The 16707-nt window shown below is 43.5% G+C and carries 15 protein-coding genes and 1 riboswitch; of the genes, 7 read left to right on the top strand and 8 right to left on the bottom strand.

Annotated features, from left to right (window positions below):
- Positions 1-15: 15 nt before the first annotated feature.
- From JF50_RS04430 to JF50_RS04415, 4 genes are read right to left on the bottom strand one after another with little or no spacing between them, the layout of a single operon-like run.
- Positions 16-552, bottom strand: a complete 537-nt coding sequence (locus JF50_RS04430; RefSeq protein ID WP_039608290.1) for a DUF1566 domain-containing protein — start codon at positions 550-552, stop codon at positions 16-18.
- A complete protein-coding gene (locus JF50_RS04425; protein WP_039608289.1) occupies positions 542-2248 on the bottom strand; it encodes a DUF1566 domain-containing protein in 1707 nt (568 codons plus the stop codon). Before JF50_RS04425 ends, JF50_RS04430 begins: the two co-directional genes overlap by 11 nt.
- 32 nt (positions 2249-2280) lie before the next feature.
- On the bottom strand, positions 2281-2613 hold the full coding sequence (locus tag JF50_RS04420; RefSeq protein WP_039608288.1) for a hypothetical protein: 333 nt from the start codon (positions 2611-2613) through the stop codon (positions 2281-2283).
- Between the two features lie 17 nt (positions 2614-2630).
- Entirely contained in the window at positions 2631-3338 is a 708-nt protein-coding gene (locus JF50_RS04415) for a DUF2982 domain-containing protein (protein ID WP_039608287.1), read from the bottom strand.
- 228 nt (positions 3339-3566) lie between these two features.
- On the opposite strand from JF50_RS04415, the gene JF50_RS04410 reads away from it, so the two are divergent.
- From JF50_RS04410 to msrA, 3 genes are read left to right on the top strand one after another with little or no spacing between them, the layout of a single operon-like run.
- Positions 3567-4616: an efflux RND transporter periplasmic adaptor subunit gene (locus JF50_RS04410; protein WP_039608286.1), complete on the top strand. Its 1050-nt coding sequence runs from the start codon at positions 3567-3569 to the stop codon at positions 4614-4616.
- A gap of 3 nt (positions 4617-4619) precedes the next feature.
- Positions 4620-7730, top strand: coding sequence for an efflux RND transporter permease subunit (locus JF50_RS04405; protein ID WP_039608285.1), 3111 nt, complete (start codon positions 4620-4622; stop codon positions 7728-7730).
- Positions 7727-8260: a peptide-methionine (S)-S-oxide reductase MsrA gene (msrA, locus tag JF50_RS04400; protein ID WP_039608284.1), complete on the top strand. Its 534-nt coding sequence runs from the start codon at positions 7727-7729 to the stop codon at positions 8258-8260. Before JF50_RS04405 ends, msrA begins: the two co-directional genes overlap by 4 nt.
- Positions 8261-8293: 33 nt before the next feature.
- Here the strand turns inward: msrA and JF50_RS04395 are convergent, their stop codons facing one another.
- Both JF50_RS04395 and JF50_RS04390 read right to left on the bottom strand, forming a co-directional pair.
- Positions 8294-10150, bottom strand: a complete 1857-nt coding sequence (locus tag JF50_RS04395; RefSeq protein WP_039608283.1) for a TonB-dependent receptor domain-containing protein — start codon at positions 10148-10150, stop codon at positions 8294-8296.
- Positions 10151-10188: 38 nt separating this feature from the next.
- Positions 10189-10359: riboswitch (cobalamin riboswitch) on the bottom strand.
- A gap of 85 nt (positions 10360-10444) precedes the next feature.
- Positions 10445-10927, bottom strand: a complete 483-nt coding sequence (locus JF50_RS04390) for a YajQ family cyclic di-GMP-binding protein (RefSeq protein ID WP_039608282.1) — start codon at positions 10925-10927, stop codon at positions 10445-10447.
- A 190-nt stretch (positions 10928-11117) separates the two neighbouring features.
- Between JF50_RS04390 and JF50_RS04385 the strand changes: the two genes are divergently transcribed.
- Positions 11118-11474, top strand: coding sequence for a VanZ family protein (locus JF50_RS04385; RefSeq protein WP_039608281.1), 357 nt, complete (start codon positions 11118-11120; stop codon positions 11472-11474).
- On the top strand, positions 11467-12363 hold the full coding sequence (locus JF50_RS04380; protein ID WP_039608280.1) for a ketopantoate reductase family protein: 897 nt from the start codon (positions 11467-11469) through the stop codon (positions 12361-12363). Before JF50_RS04385 ends, JF50_RS04380 begins: the two co-directional genes overlap by 8 nt.
- A gap of 17 nt (positions 12364-12380) precedes the next feature.
- Here the strand turns inward: JF50_RS04380 and thiI are convergent, their stop codons facing one another.
- Together thiI and JF50_RS04370 are read right to left on the bottom strand one after the other, a co-directional pair.
- The gene (gene thiI, locus JF50_RS04375) at positions 12381-13838 is read right to left on the bottom strand and encodes a tRNA uracil 4-sulfurtransferase ThiI (protein WP_039608279.1); all 1458 of its coding nucleotides are present in this window, start codon (positions 13836-13838) and stop codon (positions 12381-12383) included.
- Positions 13839-14009: 171 nt separating this feature from the next.
- A complete protein-coding gene (locus JF50_RS04370; protein WP_039608278.1) occupies positions 14010-14666 on the bottom strand; it encodes a TetR/AcrR family transcriptional regulator in 657 nt (218 codons plus the stop codon).
- A 171-nt stretch (positions 14667-14837) separates the two neighbouring features.
- Between JF50_RS04370 and coaD the strand changes: the two genes are divergently transcribed.
- Positions 14838-15320 carry a pantetheine-phosphate adenylyltransferase gene (gene coaD / locus JF50_RS04365; protein WP_039608277.1) on the top strand — a complete coding sequence of 161 codons (483 nt, stop codon included), beginning with the start codon at positions 14838-14840 and terminating at the stop codon, positions 15318-15320.
- Positions 15317-16672 carry a capsule assembly Wzi family protein gene (locus tag JF50_RS04360; protein WP_052262133.1) on the top strand — a complete coding sequence of 452 codons (1356 nt, stop codon included), beginning with the start codon at positions 15317-15319 and terminating at the stop codon, positions 16670-16672. The genes coaD and JF50_RS04360 overlap by 4 nt, the downstream gene beginning before the upstream one ends.
- Positions 16673-16707 lie beyond the last annotated feature (35 nt).

Raw genomic sequence — 16707 nt, 5'->3', positions numbered from 1 at the left:
TACCTGCTTTGCAATTTATTGCTCAGATTTTGGGCAGAAGGTATATCGCATTAATCGTACAAACGCATCTGATGTTTTTATACTTGAACTGTCATTCAAGCCATCTGAAAATTGATACGTCCACGCACGTGAGATGTCTTTGACATTAGTGGTATTGGTCCAGTAGTTACCGCTATGGTTGCCTAAAAATACCGTCATATTGATGGCGGGATCTTCACAGCTTCTCTCTACCAAGGTTGCGAGCTCTTTCACATTTGGTAACTGCCAATCATCATAGTCACCCAAACGGCTGTTATTTGCAGCGGCCAGTGCTTGCTGCCAATTCAATTGTTGCTCTTTATTATCGCAACTCTCGGTTTCGGCGTTATACACAAAACCAAATGTACATCGCTGCCACATAATGTCCGTTTTAGTATCACACACGGTACCATCCGTATTTATGATAAAGCGATCATCCGGTGTTGAAAGCGGCACCGAGGTACTGGACGCACACTGCTGAGCAATTGCAAAAGGACTGAATAATGCAGCGGCCAAAATCATCTTAATTTGCATTGGTATTACCTCGTACTAGCCTCACGTACGCAGTTTGCGCTTTTGCCCGAGGCACATCATTACCTGTTTCCATATCGATCACATAAGCGCGAGTTAAATTGCCATCACTGCCATCAGTTCCCCCAACAGCGGTCTGAATGGTCCAATAATACAAATGCCCTTGCAGTGACGTTTGTGGCACATTTGGGAAGAAAGTGGGATCGAGTACATGCACGCCTACACGGCCAAAGTCTACAATACTCATAAGCTCGGTATAACTTGGCAAGCGCCAAGTATTACCACCACAGTAGCCACCCGACTCACTATTTACACGAGTGATAAAAGCTTGCACGCCACATCGATATGTATCGTTAATGTGAGGACAGGGGGCTGGATCTATCACCGGGTACTCGCTGCCAATTAACTCTGTACCGTCGGGGTTTAGAGCCCAAGTATAGTGATTTTGCGCATTGCGCGTTGACGTATTAGGTAGTGTGCCTGCGGTGGCTTCTTTTACTTCCCACACTAATCCCGTGATATTGTCTCGCACACAACTAAATGTGGATGCATCATCACGTAACTCTTTGCCATCGGCGTCTAGCTTGGTAAAGTCAAAGGCAAGGCTACCGGTGCCCTCTTTAGAAATAACTTTAGCCACACTGTCTCGGCCGAGCTCAGCATCTTGGCGTGGAAACTCAGTATTATCACAGTTAATGATGGCAGAGTCGTTATAGCAAGCACTGGCTCCACTGTCGTTCAGGTTGCTCAACGGCTTGGGCAAGATATCAATGCGGACTTCGTCATCGCCGGTGCGATTAGACGAGTCAGTCACAGTGACTTTAAATGTTGCGAACGTTTTGTCGTCTTTATCCGGCGCTTGGAACGTGGTTTTACACGCGGTGCTATCGGCCAAGGTAATGCTATCTCCAGTGCTGGATTGCTGCCATACACAAGTATATTCGCCATCTACAGTCACACTCTTAGTCGCATCCAAGGTCACAGTATCGAATTCCAATACTTGCTGGTCGTCCCCTGCATTGGCCAACACCACTTTGTCATTTTTTGCCAGTGCAACGCTAAAATCAGTAGTGGTGCTTCCCCCCTCATCATCTGTCACGGTTAAGCGCCACACGGCCGTCTGAGTATCGGCAAGCAGAGGATGTACAAAACTTAAGGTCACACTGCCACTGTCTTCAACAGTGATATTACTGGGTCCTGATATCAGCTCCCACTTATAACCTACAACTTGGCCGTTTTCGTCAGGGTCGCTCGAATCAGCCGCGGATAACACCACGGTATCCAAATACTTTGAAGGCGGCGTTTCAGGGCCTGTTTGAGTCACTTTAGCAACCGGCAATTGATTATTAGACGTGATATTGACATTGAGCGTGTCTGACACGAGTTCACCTGATGGTGCCAGATAATCTACTTTTAATACGGCGATACTATCCCCTTTAACATCGGGAGCCGTGACAGTAAGTTCTTCGCCTGTTTGAGGAAAACCTTCGAATGAGGGACCTGAAGTCACTTGCCAATTGAACGTCCCACCGGTTGGTGACGCAGTCGCTTTGAGTGTAAATTCATTCTTTTCTATGACAGTGACATCTTGCCCTGCATTGATGCTGGCTCTGACAACTTCTTCATCTGAGCCACCAGAGCCCCCACAGCCACTCAAAACAACAGAGACGGCTGTGACAATAAGCGATTTTTTTAGCATTACAACTCCTAACTGACTACCTCAGTGTCAAGTTAGAGGTAGCTATCTTGGTGAATCCGAACAAATAATTTAGTACCAATTTTACTGTAATCAACTTTGTATTCACGACCATCTAATGACTGAATAAATAGCAGCCGTTTTACTTCACTGAATACGTCCGGACTTGATATTTGCACCACCTCTAAATAACGCTCTTTAGCTTCCCGACGGTTTCTCGGCAACTCCTCTTTGAAAGGTATCAAACCAGTCGCAGTTACCTTAATTCTCGGATGGGCTTCCCCGTTTACGATCACTAAATCGAGCTTTTTATCTTTATGGATGATGGTATTTCGACCACTTTTAATAAAGGCTTTATCGAAGCTCATGTATATATCCTGTTACTTCATCTAGCGGTGGCTATTTGCTCATGCAAATCTTTGACCACCTTTTCTGGATTTAATTTCCAGTGGTTTAAAATAGTAGCAAATTGCCATATATCCCTATCCAAAACATTCGCAGGTAACAATAAATCGTACCCTGTGACCGTTTTTAAGTTTTGCATCCGGTTTGCAAACATAGCCATTAGGCCTGTGTAAACTCGCCCGTCCGGCGACTCATAACAGGTTTCCTCAACCAGCCATTCTGATGGACAATTGCCATTTGCGCAATGTATTTTAACAGCTTGTAAAAAAACATGCCGTTGTTCAATTAGCAACTTACCAGCCAAACGGGGGGTAAGCTCAGCTAAAAACTCATCAATATTGTTTAGTTTAATACCTACAGCATTTAACTCAAGGTTTTCAACTCCTTGAGTTACAAAAGGGACTCCGCTGGAGTGAAAATTGCCATGAGAAACGTGCATAACGCCAAATTTATGTACATAGTTAAATGCTAACGTGCTCAATTCGACGCTGTAGAAAGGCTGCTGACTTTTCAAAAATCCCAGTAATATCGAGCAGATAGCCGCTGCCGCTAGGGCCAGCTCCAATATCGTAGGTGGCGTAGCACGCAACGTCACGAATAAAATAATCACTCCTAAGCAAATGCCACCAGCGAGCATAAACTCTATACTATGGCGATTTGCAGAGGCACGTAATGAAACTTTATGCATAATAAAACCACCAATAAAATATCAGCATGGCAATCAACCACACGAATAACTTTCTCAGTTGTAAGCACCTTTTACAGGGTTTTGCTTTACGCATGTCAGTAACCTTTTAGGTACACATTAATCTGTTCTGTTATATTTTCGTTTAATACACAAATATACAAGATATCCGTGATTTTCTCTCGTAAGAATTTTTGTACACTAATCATCTACAAATAGTGAGATTAAATTATGCGTGCAAAACAGTCGGGCAAAGCCCTTTTTCCTACTCTCATTTTAATGCTATTCGCATTATGCGGCTATCTCTATTTTCCTGCGTCACAGGGAGAGCAAACAAATCGTTCGGCGAGCACCGTCGAAGTGTCAGTGCATGAGGTTGTTGCCGAACAACGCGCCATCACCGCAAACGCCATCGGCTCAGCCCGAGCGAATCAAGCTGTTGATATTACTAGTTCACACAGCGATTACATCAGTGATATCTCATTTGTGGATGGGCAAGTGGTCTCTCGCGGTCAAAAGCTTGCTCAACTCAATAATAAAGAGGAACTTCTGGCTGTCAAAGAGTTGACTATTAATTTAAAAGAGCAGCAAAGGCAGTTGACTCGCTTAACAGAACTTGCCAAAACACAATCAGCAGCACGTTCTCAGTTAGACGCACAGCGCTCAAAGGTTGACGCATTAACCACACAACTGCAAACGACGAAACTCAAATTATCAGAAATGAGTATTCATGCGCCTTTTGATGGCGTACTTGGCAAACGTTTGGTATCAATCGGCAGTTATGTCAAAGACAACACCCCACTGACCACACTCGACGATATCAGTATCATTAAAGTTGATTTTCAGTTGCCAGAAAAGTACTTAGCGAAGCTGGCATTAGGCATGACAGCCAATGTGACCAGCGACGCTTATTCTGGTCGTGCGTTTTTAGGCCAGATCTCACATATTGACCCCCGTATAAACGAAGCGACACGTAGTATTCAAGTTACCGCCAGCTTTAACAACACTGACCACGCACTGCGTCCAGGCATGTTATTGAATGTCGCAGTACAATTGCAGCAACTTGACGCCTTAATGGTACCGGAAAAAAGTTTAATACCACGACAAGATAAGCACTTTGTCTATGTCGTCAAGGATAACAAAGTACAGCAACAACAGATCACTTTGTTAAACCGCTTTTCAGGCTGGGTAGCCGTCACAGGACTCCAATCTGGTGAATTAGTTGTGACTGAAGGCACCACCAAAGTACGTAGTGGTAGCCAAGTGTCTGTTAAGGGGTAAAATGTGAAAATCACGGATATGGCTGTTAAGCGGCCCACTTTTGCCATTGTTATCAATTTACTCTTGCTCACATTCGGTATCGTTGCATTCACCATGCTACCTTTGCGAGAGTACCCGGATATTGAAACACCGATCGTTAATGTCAGCACCGATTATACTGGCGCGTCGGCAGCTGTCGTAGAAGCTAAAATTACCCAAGTGTTAGAAAACCGTATTTCTGGAATTGAAGGCATAAAAAGTATCAATTCATCAAGTCGAAATGGTCGCTCTAATATCACCATAGAGTTCAATGTCGACCGAGATATTGATGCGGCAGCGAATGATGTGAGAGAGCGTGTCTCTCGCGCTTTAGATAGATTACCTGAACAAGTCCGCCCACCTGAAGTATCAAAATCAAGTGACGATGAAAACGCCATAGCGTGGTTTGTCCTTAACAGCACTTCAATGGACACGCTGCAACTTTCTGACTATGCACAGCGCTATGTTGTTGACCGACTTGCCGTTGTTGATGGTGTATCACGCGTGCAAATAGGCGGGGAACGGAGGTATGCCATGAAAATCTGGCTTGATCGTCAAGCCATGGCCGCCAGAGGTATAACAAGTAGTGATATTGAAACCGTATTGCGTCGCGAAAACGTTGAACTGCCCGCTGGTGAAATTGAGTCTCTAGACCGTGACTTTGCCGTGCGTATTGCCCGTAGTTACACCTCACAACGTGATTTCAATGAACTGGTTGTTAAACGCGGCGAAAATGGCTATTTAGTTCGCTTAGGCGAAGTCGCCAATGTGTCTTTAGAAGCACAAGATGAAGAAAGTACCTTCCGAGGAAACGGGAAGAATATGATTGGGCTTGGCATTGTAAAGCAGGCTAAAGCCAATACATTAGATGTTGTTGATAATGTGAGAAAAGAGCTTGTTGCCATCAAGAGAAACCTACCTGAAGGCACCAAAATTGAAGACAGCTATGACTCATCTATTTTTATTCGAGAGTCTATTTCTGAGGTCTATCGCACACTCGCCATTGCCATGGGGCTAGTTGTACTCATTATCTTCATCTTCTTGGGCAACATTCGTGCAACGCTTATCCCTGCTGTAACAGTGCCAGTCGCACTCATAGCAACATTTATGTTTTTACTCGCAATGGGCTATTCAATCAACTTGCTCACCTTACTGGCCTTGGTACTCGCCATCGGTCTAGTGGTTGATGACGCCATTGTCATGCTTGAAAACATTCACCGCCGCATTGAACAAGGCGAACCAAGATTACTGGCAGCTTTTAGAGGAGCCAGGGAGGTTGGTTTTGCAATCATCGCCACAACACTGGTGTTGGTGTCCGTATTCGTGCCACTGATCTTTATGGATGGCCGGATCGGGGCCCTATTCACCGAGTTTGCACTGGCGGTCAGTGCCGCAGTGATCTTTTCAAGTATCACAGCGCTTACTCTATCGCCCGCGCTGTGTTCTAAAGTACTCAAACAAGAACAAGAAGGTCGCTTTTCAAAATGGATGAATCATCAATTTGGTAAGCTAGAGCAACACTATCAAAATGTGTTAAGCCGCAATATACAAAGCCGTTATGGACTCTTGTGCATGTTACTGCTCTCAATGGCCGCGAGTTATGGTCTATTTAAACAAATCCCATCAGAGCTGACACCGAAAGAAGATCGCGGTACGTTTTTCCTAATGATGAGTGGTCCAGAAGGCGCCAGCTATGAAAATAATGCAGCTAATATGGCACAAATTGAACAGCACCTCATGCCGTATGTTGAAAACAATGAACTCAGCCGTGTACTGATCCGCGTACCTGGCTGGGGAAATATGGGGGGCGTTGCCATTGTTGGAATGCCGGATTGGGATGAACGAAAGCGTTCCACTTGGCAAGTTATGTCAGAGATCAGTGGCAAAATGCAGCAGGTGACCGATGTCAGAGCATTTGCAATTATGCGCCGAGGTATTGGCGGTGGAGGCTCTTCACGACCCATTGAGTTCGTATTGCAAGGCAATGACTACCAAGAACTTGCCGCTTGGCGAGACCGAATTTTTGAGCGAGCAAGAAGCAACCCTGGTTTAGTTCGGCTTGATCATGATTACAAAGAAACATTTCCACAATTTTTGATCAGTATTGATAAACTCAAAGCGGCTGATTTAGGTGTATCCACCGACGATATCGGTCGCACGTTAGAAACCATGCTTGGCCAGCGCCGTGTCACCACCTTCATTGACAGAGGTGAAGAGTATGACGTGATCCTCAAAGGCACTAAGGCTGACTTTACAACGCCATCAGATGTTAATAACGTATATGTGTCTTCTCGAACAGGTCAACTCATTCCTCTCGATAGTCTGATCACCATCAAAGAAGAAGCCACAGCAGCAAGGTTAAACCGCTACAACCGTATGCGTGCAATCACCATTTCAGCCAACCTTGCAGAGGGCTACACTCTCGAGCAGGCATTGGACTTTTTGAACACCGTTGCCAGTGAAGAAAATCAGATTGACGGCGCCATCGACTATAAAGGTGAGTCCCAGCTCTTTTATGAAGGCGCATCGGCAATGACCTATGTCTTTATCCTTGCACTGACAGTCACCTTCTTGGTTTTAGCGGCACAATTTGAGAGCTTTGTGCATCCATTTGTCATTATGCTAACAGTACCACTGGGGTTAATTGGCGCCATGTTAGGTTTGTACTTTAGTAACAACTCAATCAACATCTACAGCCAAATTGGCATCGTTATGTTGATAGGACTCAGCGCCAAAAATGGGATTTTAATCGTGGAATTTGCCAACCAATTACGCGACAAAGGTTTGGCGTTCGAACACGCCATCATCACCGCCGCGACGCAGCGTCTGCGCCCTATTATCATGACGTCTTTAACCACGGTTATGAGCGCAATTCCCTTAGTAATAGCGACGGGACCCGGCGCTGAAAGCAGAATGGTAATTGGTGTCGTCGTATTCGCGGGCGTTAGCTTAGCAACGATTCTTACCTTGTTTGTGATTCCAACTGCCTATAGCATATTAGCTAAACGAACCAGCTCACCTGAGCATACTGCTGTTGAGCTGGGGAAACAGCAGCAAGCTTTTCCTCATCGTGAGCAAAACGAAGGAGTTGAATAATGAGTAAATCACAGCTGGCCACGTTTGGTGGCGGGTGTTTTTGGTGTATCGATGCTGCTTTTCGCAGAGTAAAAGGGGTCACACAAGTGACGTCTGGTTACTGTGGCGGCAGTACGCTCAATCCAACATATAAAGATATTTGTTCAGGCGCAACAGGCCATGCAGAAGTGGTGCAACTGGCGTTTGACCCAAATGAAGTATCGTTTGAGACGCTACTTGAAATGTTTTTTACACTACATGATCCCACGCAACTCAATCGCCAAGGTAATGACATTGGTACACAGTACCGCAGTGTCATTTTTTATCATTCTGATGCGCAGTTACAGCTAGCGCAAGCTCATATAGCGAAGCTGCAACCTGAGTACCAAGACACCATTGTCACTGAACTAAGTGAAATTGATACATTTTATAGTGCCGAGCAATATCATCAAAACTACTTCGATGAGAATCCTAATCAAGGCTATTGCAGCATTATGATTGCGCCCAAAGTGGCGAAGTTTGAGCAGCGATTTAGCGCCTACTTAGAATAAAAAAGGTGAGCACTCGCTCACCTTTTTTACAGCTTAAAAGCGATATTGTAAATTAACAAAGAAACGTCTTTCAGGTGTGTTGTAATAATTCACGCCTGTCACTTCGCTTTGCTCATTCATTACAAGGCTGGATGCAACCGCACCATACTCTTTGTCGAGTAAGTTTTCTATTCGCGCAGATAACTTCAGTGCATCAGACAAATTATAATTTGCCGCTAAGTTCACCAAAGTATATGAGTTTAATCTAAATGCTTCGCCAGTAGGTAAAGCTGCCGTGCTGTCTCGACGACCACGGAACTGCAGCTCAGTGATCACTTCAAAATCATCCCATTGTTTATCGAGTTGCCAATTGACAGTGCTCTTTGCAACCTGAGGAAGTGGCTTACCATTGGTCTTATCTTTAGCATTGACGAATGCGAAATTTAAGTCTGACTCGATACCATACAGCCACGTATTTGAAATACTCAGCTCTAAACCTTGATGCTGTGCATTCTCGACATTATCAGGTCCCCAATTGCCGTTAGCATTAGGTCGCCATACTATCTTATTTGTGTAATCCGTTTGATAAATAGCAAAATCTATCACAGTGTCAGCCATCGCTGCCTTTAAGCCAAGCTCAAAGTTATCTGACTCTTCCGGTAAGAGTGCCGGGTTTCCAGATGAAGGAAAGTACAGATCATTGAAAGTCGGTGCTTTATAGCCCGTATTATGGGCTAGTCTAAATGTAGCATCGCGATGCACTTTATATCCCAATGCGAGACTGTGCGTCACTTCACTACCAAACTGATCATCGTCGTCATAACGAACCGTTGCCTCTACCAAAGCTTGATCATACTCGTAAACAGTACCTACAAATACACCCAAGGTATCACGCTTACTCTGCACATAAGTAGAAGTTGATGCAGATACATCATCTTCTGTTGCATTTACACCGCCCAAAACAACCCAGTTTTCTTGCACATCAATATGGCCATCGTAGTTGAATATATTGCGTTTAGTCACTGTTTTGCTGGCACCAAACTCACTCACATCAACTGATTCGTCTTGCGATTTCGTTGCTGTCAATGCATGCGATACATTACCCAGCTGCGTCTCAAAACCAATGCTTAAAAATTGATTGTCGAACTTATCTTGGTACACAGTCGAATTACTAGAACCGAAGCGGCTATCGTAGCTTGTATCCCCTTCACTGCCTTGAAAAGCCGCAAACGCTTTACTCTCAGGGTTAATTTGGTACTCAGCTCTGAGCCCATAGCTGGTGTTGTCATGGCCATCAGAATCAGGCTGCGTTCCTTGCAGAACGTCAAAGTTATCAGTCTCTTCGTAACCCACATTTGCTAAAACAGTCAGCGCGTCATTCTTAAACGAAGTGGCGACTTGAGCATTGCGATAACTATTGCTACCCAGGGTAATATCCGCTGTTGTATGCTCTGCACGACGAGTGATAATGTTGATCACACCAGCCATGGCATCTGAGCCATAAATTGCTGCTCGAGAGCCTTTTAATATTTCAACACGTTCAATACTTTGCAAAGGCACTTTTGCAATTGACTTATAGCCTAGTGTGGCAGAGCCCACTCGGTTTCCATCAATCAATACCAGAGTATGCTTTGAGCTAGCACCTCTTAAAGTCAAACCTGCATTGTGGCCAAAACCACCGTTTGAATTAATTTGAATACCCGCTTGCTGAGATAGAAGCGTAACCAGATCTCGTGCACCACTGCGTTCGATCTCTGTGCGCTCTATTACCGATACAGACGCTAATACGTCTTTTTGCGACTGCTCAATTTTGTTTGCTGTAACGGTGATACGCTCTATTTCTTGAGTCGCAGATGTGTGAAATGAAACCGCTGCTAATACAGCAGCACTTAGCGCAGAAATTTTTAACATGAAGGTCCCCTACTCTGTGCCCACCGCACAAAGTTCATCAAATGAGTCAAATTCAAGGCCGGTCTCCGGGCTCAACCAAATTAAACAGTTTTACCGTTGCGGGGGCAGCGTTGGCATTGCCAAGTTCTGTCTTGCGCACCAACTTCCCGATTATCCAATATACCGACAGTTAATCTATCGGGTCAGGCACCTCGAAATTCCGCGCACATTGTCTGAGATTTAAGGGGGGATTGTCAATGGACGTCTAGAGTTCCAGCACCATCTATTGATCTGAAACCCTAGCTGAGAAACGAATTAGTCTCTAAAGTTTTTAAACTGGAATGGCTGACCTAATTCTGACGTACGAACAAGCTGCATAACTTCCTGTAAATCATCACGCTTTTTGCCTGTAACACGTACTTCTTCACCTTGAATAGCCGCTTGTACTTTGAGCTTTGAATCTTTGATAAGCTTAACGATTTTCTTAGCCATATCTTTATCAATGCCTTGCTTTAACGCCACTTTACGTGCAAACGTTTTACCACTTCGCTCGACGTCTTTTAGCTCAAAACAACCAACATCTAAGCCACGTTTGGCCGCTTTACCTACGACCATATCAAACAGTTGCATCACCTGTTGTTCAGACTCAGATTTTAATTGGATCACTTCGTCTTTTAACTCGATAGATGCTTCAACACCACGAAAATCATAGCGCGTTTCTAGCTCACGATTTGCATTATCAACGGTATTTTTTGCTTCCGTCATTTCAATTTCAGATACAATATCAAATGAAGGCATTGCTTTCTCCTCAAAACAAATTTATATCGAATTATAACAATGCTCGCTAGCAATAATATATACTTTTTTACATCACCGTGAGCACTGGAGCATACTTATATACTGCTGTGTATTCATACATTTGCTATTAAGCCACTTTTAATATTTCAGTGTTATACTCAATTTTCATCACATCGAAGTTGGAGCACATGTGACCAGAAAAGTATATAGAACACTACTTTTACTGTTTTTAATCGTCATCACATACCTTTTTGCAAAAGAAGTGAAAAGTCATGGCATAAGAATAGAGCACTTAGATAAAGTCGTGCACTTTGGGGTGTTTTTTGCACTTGCATTTTTCTCCCATCACGCCTTTCGATTCAAAATATGGTTTCATATGGTGCTACTAATAAGTTATGGTGCGGCTGTTGAGTGGATGCAATCTACGATCCCATATAGACAAGCATCTCTAGGGGACTTTATTGCTGATGTAGCAGGTGCGATTAGCTACTTTATTGCCATATGGTTTTACCAACGCTTTAAGCAACGTAGGCTAAATAATGAGTGAGATTTATATCTTAGGATGTGGTGCCGTTGGGTTACTTTTGGCTGAAAGGCTCGCTCACCACCATACTGTAACCCTGATCACACGTGATAGCACAGATGCTGAGTACTTTCTCATTCGTGACCAAAAACAACATCGCCTCAATGTACAAGTGACCACATTGAAACAGCTGAATAAAAAAATTCAAACATGTATCGTACCAGTCAAAGCCTATCAGCTAGAACAAGCTTGCAAAGAAATTTTACCCCATTTGAGTCATGACGCCGACATTATTCTCAGCCACAATGGCATGCACGATCTCTCTAAGATCAGCGCCAAGTTAGCTTCAAAACAGGCGCTGTTTTTTCTCAGTACCTCTATGGGCGGTATGAAGTCAGCCCCAAACACAGTGATATTTAAAGGTCCTGGCCTCACGCAACTGGGCGCTTGCAACTTAGCGGCACAACTCACGCTGAACGATGTATATCAAAAATGGTTCTCACAGCGTTTTGACCCCATTGAAGTGGTTGATGACATCAACGTGATCCGCTGGCAAAAGCTCTGTGTAAACATTGCCATTAATCCATTAAGTGCGATTAAACAATGCCCCAATGGTGCATTGAGGGCTCCCAAATATGCCTCTGACGTATTGAACTTGCTTAATGAAGCTTGTTTTATTGCGCACCAAGAAGGGATTCAATTAAAATTAAATGAAGAGCTTGCTCGTGCCTATAAAGTCATGACTTTAACCGCGAAGAATACATCATCGATGGCACAGGATATCAAGCTTAAAAGGCGCTCCGAAATAGATGCGATTTGTGGCTTTATTTCTTTAACAGCACAAAAGCATGGCCACCATGCGGAAGTCAACGACGGATTATGGCGACAAATAAAACTGATAGAGCAGGCTTAAGCCTGCTCTAATATTTTTTATGGTCGGTACACTTTGACTTTAGTAAAACCATTTTCATGTAAGATCAGTGCCTGTAGCTGACTCATTACCCCTTTACTACAATAGAGGTAATAGTCTTTATCTTGAGGCAAATCACCGAATTTGGTCGCTAACCGGAAAAACGGTAAATGGATCACTTCAATACCATCGATTTCTAATGGATCTGCATCTTCCTCTTCTGGAGAACGAATATCGACGACCACGGCGTTTTCTGGTAACTCTTTGACGTTTTCAGCTTCTTTAACTTCTTCTTTTGCTTCAACTTCGATATCACGAATATCTTTAATCACCGCATTATCGACAACCGTATCTAATACATCAAAATCAAAGTTAGCTTCTTCTGCTTCTATTTTCTCTAGTACCGCTTTAACCGTTGGCTTTTTAGAGATCACACCACAGTACTCAGGCATGGCTTCAGCCATTTCACATGTGCCAATTTCTCTGGCAATCCGGATGATCTCTTCTTTATCATTCTGGATCAACGGCCTTAGGATCAAAGTTTCAGTCACACGGTCAATAACACTCAAGTTTGCCAATGTTTGGCTGGAAACCTGACCAATGCTTTCACCTGTAACAAGCGCTTGAATACCAAGCTTTTGTGCGACTGCGCTACCCGCTCGCATCATCATACGCTTTAAGATAACACCCATCTGGCTGTTTTCTACATTCTCCAAAATTTCTGCAACGACTGGCTCAAAATCAACCGTAATAAATTTTACTTTATGTGTTGAGCTATATTGCTTCCAAAGGTAATGACTTACTTGCTTCACACCAATCTCATGTGCAGCCCCACCTAAGTTGAAAAATAAGAAATGCGTACGAGCACCTTTTCTGATCATTTGATAGCTGGCAACACCCGAATCAAACCCACCCGACATTAATGACAGCACATCTTCTTGGGTAGGCAGTGGAAATCCACCTAAGCCACGATATTGGGCACGCACGATATAGGCAAACTGGTCCTTTATTTCGATTTTAACCGTCTCTTGCGGTCGAGTTAACTTTACACTTGCCGTTTCAACATTTTGATTTAACCCCCCACCCACGTAACGCTCTACATCACTTGAAGTGAAGTCATGCTTACCTTGACGTTTCACACGGACACAAAACGTCTTATGTGCAATTTGCTCACGTACTAGTGGTAAAGTGTGTTGGTAGATATCGTCCAGCGTTTCGAAGGTCACTTCCTGAACTTCTAAAAATAATGTCACACCAGGCACACGCTTTAGACCATCAATCAATGCCAAGCGGGTTTTATCATCACTTAACTGACTCACGACCGTGATATTATCCCAGTTGTTTTTCACGAAAATCTTTTCATCAACTCGACCCAGCAAAAGCTTGATGTTTTTTTCTAAAATTTTAGTGAAACGCTTACGCACTGATTTACTTTTAATGACGATCTCAGGGTGCAGCTTGACGATAAATTTAAGCATATGAAGTTACTCGCTGGTGTGAAACTATAAACGCACAAGACGTTGAATCATTTTAAGGCGCGGGATTATAGCAAACTTCTTAAAGACTAGGAAATAATCAGGGAGATTGGCAAATAGTTTAGGATCACAGCGAAAGCTGCCAACATCAGATGGCAGCTCAATTACAGCCGATTAAGCAATACTCGGTAAGCTTGTATCAGCCTGATCTTGATAATAATCTCTCAGCTGCGCTATTTTGTCACTGCTCATTTGTGTTGCATAAGGCTTGAATAGCATGAGCACTTTCACAATACCATTGTAGATATCTTTTTGCTCAAGTACGCCCGTCAACCTTCTCGCTTTGACATAAGGAGTCCAAAAGCTAACAACCATTTTGAGCATATGTGCCAATTCATTCACATCATAGTCTTCAATATCAATCACTCCCGCACTGCGCAAACCAATAACAACGGCTTTAACTTGCTCAAAAAGCTGTGATTGAAATTCGATGTAATCTTTTTTCAATCCTTTATCTCGTGCCAAAATATCCGTGAGATTGTCATAGAAGAAATGATATCGCCACATTAACTCAAACAAAGAGTCTAAGTACTGTGTCAACTGCTCCAAAGGCTCATGCTCAATACTTAGTGGCTTAAAATGCGTGCTCAAATGTTCGCTGTAAAGAGAAAAAATATGCCTGATGATGTCTTCTTTGTTTTTAAAGTGGTAGTACAAGTTTCCCGGGCTGATCCCCATATTGGAAGCAATGTGATTGGTGGTTATCGCTCGCTCACCATGCAGGTTAAACAAGGCAATACTCGTACGAATTATTTTTTCCTTGGTATTCATATCCAACTCTCTTTACACGCTTAATTAAAGTAACGGCTTGGCGGCCTCTTGGTTAATTGAAAATAGCACTAAACATATACAAGGTTAAATGAGCAAATTTGAAAGCAGACCAGTGAATTTGCTTTAGAAGGCTGCTAACATAGCAAAAATTTTTTGTGTTGCAACAATCTGATGAAAGTTATAGCTCTATACCCTGGTACATTTGATCCGCTGACAAACGGACATGCTGATCTTATAAAACGCGCTGCGAATATGTTTGATACCATCATATTAGCCATCGCACACAACCCTTCGAAAAAGCCCTGTTTCACACTTGAAGAGCGTGTAAAATTGGCCAAAGAAGTATTGTGTGACATACCAAATGTCCAAGTTATCGGATTTTCAGGGCTATTGGTTGACCTAGCAAAAGCACAAAATGCCAATGTTTTGATTAGGGGGATCCGCGCGGTCTCTGATTTTGACTATGAGTTTCAACTTGCCAATATGAACCGTAGGCTATACCCAGAGTTAGAAAGCGTATTTTTAACCCCATCAGAGAGAAACTCATTTATCTCCTCAACTTTAGTCAAAGAGGTTGCGCTTCACCACGGAGATGTCAGTGAATTTGTTGACCCACTGGTTGCTAGCGCCCTGAAGGAGAAACTGCACGCATGAAATTAAAATATCTCAGTGCAATCGGTTTGTGCACTTTATCACTATACAGCCACGCAGGACCCTGGATAACTGCTGAGGATAGTGCATTAAAACACTCGATCGATTTATTGGTCAGTCATGGCCTGATCAATCGACCTGTCAATCAATACCCTCTGTTATGGCAAGGCATCGCGCATGACTTGAGACATATCGATTCAGCCTCTTTGAATGATGAAACTGCTTTTGCTGTCAGTCATCTTCGCCATGCACTTCAGCATGCAAAAACAAACACACAATCAGGTATTAAAGCGCATTATAGAGACAAGCCGAGTTCAGATACTGGCATGGGTGAGAATCATAGAGAAAAGTCAGGCATTACAACGTTTGGTGAGATCACCGGTAGCAATGTCAGTGCTCGCGTTCAAATAAACTATGCCGATGAGGCACTTGATGGTAAGCATATTAATCATCATGGTAGCCACTTAGCCGTATTACTTGGTGACTGGTCTTTAAGCGCTGAACGACTTGATTATTGGTGGGGCCCTGGCAATGAAAACGCGCTACTGCTATCCAATAATGCAACGCCGATGAAAGCCGTGCGTTTAAGTAGAGCAAATACAAATTACAGGGGACCACAGTTTTTATCTTTTATTGGGCCGTGGCAAATCACCGCCATCGCTGCACGTCATAAACCAGCTAATACGTCTGGAGACTTTTGGGGAGCGCGATTCTCTTCCACCCCCATTAAAGGGCTTGAACTGGGTTTTGCGACGACAGGTAGTGACTTTGTTTACACTCAACTAAGCACTGAAACCGAGCTGAAAAAGCAGCGTATTACTAGCATAGATTTTAAATTTTCATCTATATGGGGTGGCCAGCCTTTCGCATTTTACGGCGAGTATAGTGGTAACAATGACAATGGCGTTCTACCAGATGAAGCGCTTTTTACAGCGGGTGTTGAAAGCTTCTGGGCCGATCAAGACTACCGTATTAAAGGCTATATCGAATTCAGTGATACCACAACAGATTGCTTAGCAGAGTCAGCAAGCTTTCAATGCAACTTCCAACAAACAGATAAAGGCGCTGACTACAAAGAATATGGGTTGTGGCTTGGCGCATCCAATGGACCACAAGCAAAAAGCATCACCATTGCAGCCGATTACTTTCAAATTGAAGGCGCAGGGGGGTATGCAAAGCTAAAAGTGAGCGATTTTGAATCACTTGATTTAGACCGAACATTGTTAGAAGTGGGCGTTCAAACTGAGCTTTGGACAGGCCTATTTAAATCCAGTTTTACTATTTGGCAAGACAAAACGAACCAACAAGACGATACACACCAAGCATTTGGCGTAAGTTGGGAATATCAATATTAATTAATGAGCTGGCCAGTGGCTGCTATGACACGCAC

This window comes from Pseudoalteromonas luteoviolacea (assembly GCF_000814765.1).
In the GTDB taxonomy this organism is placed as follows: domain Bacteria; phylum Pseudomonadota; class Gammaproteobacteria; order Enterobacterales; family Alteromonadaceae; genus Pseudoalteromonas; species Pseudoalteromonas luteoviolacea_H.
The sequence above is the reverse complement of the archived record's forward strand: the minus strand, read 5'-3'. Positions and strand labels throughout refer to the sequence as shown.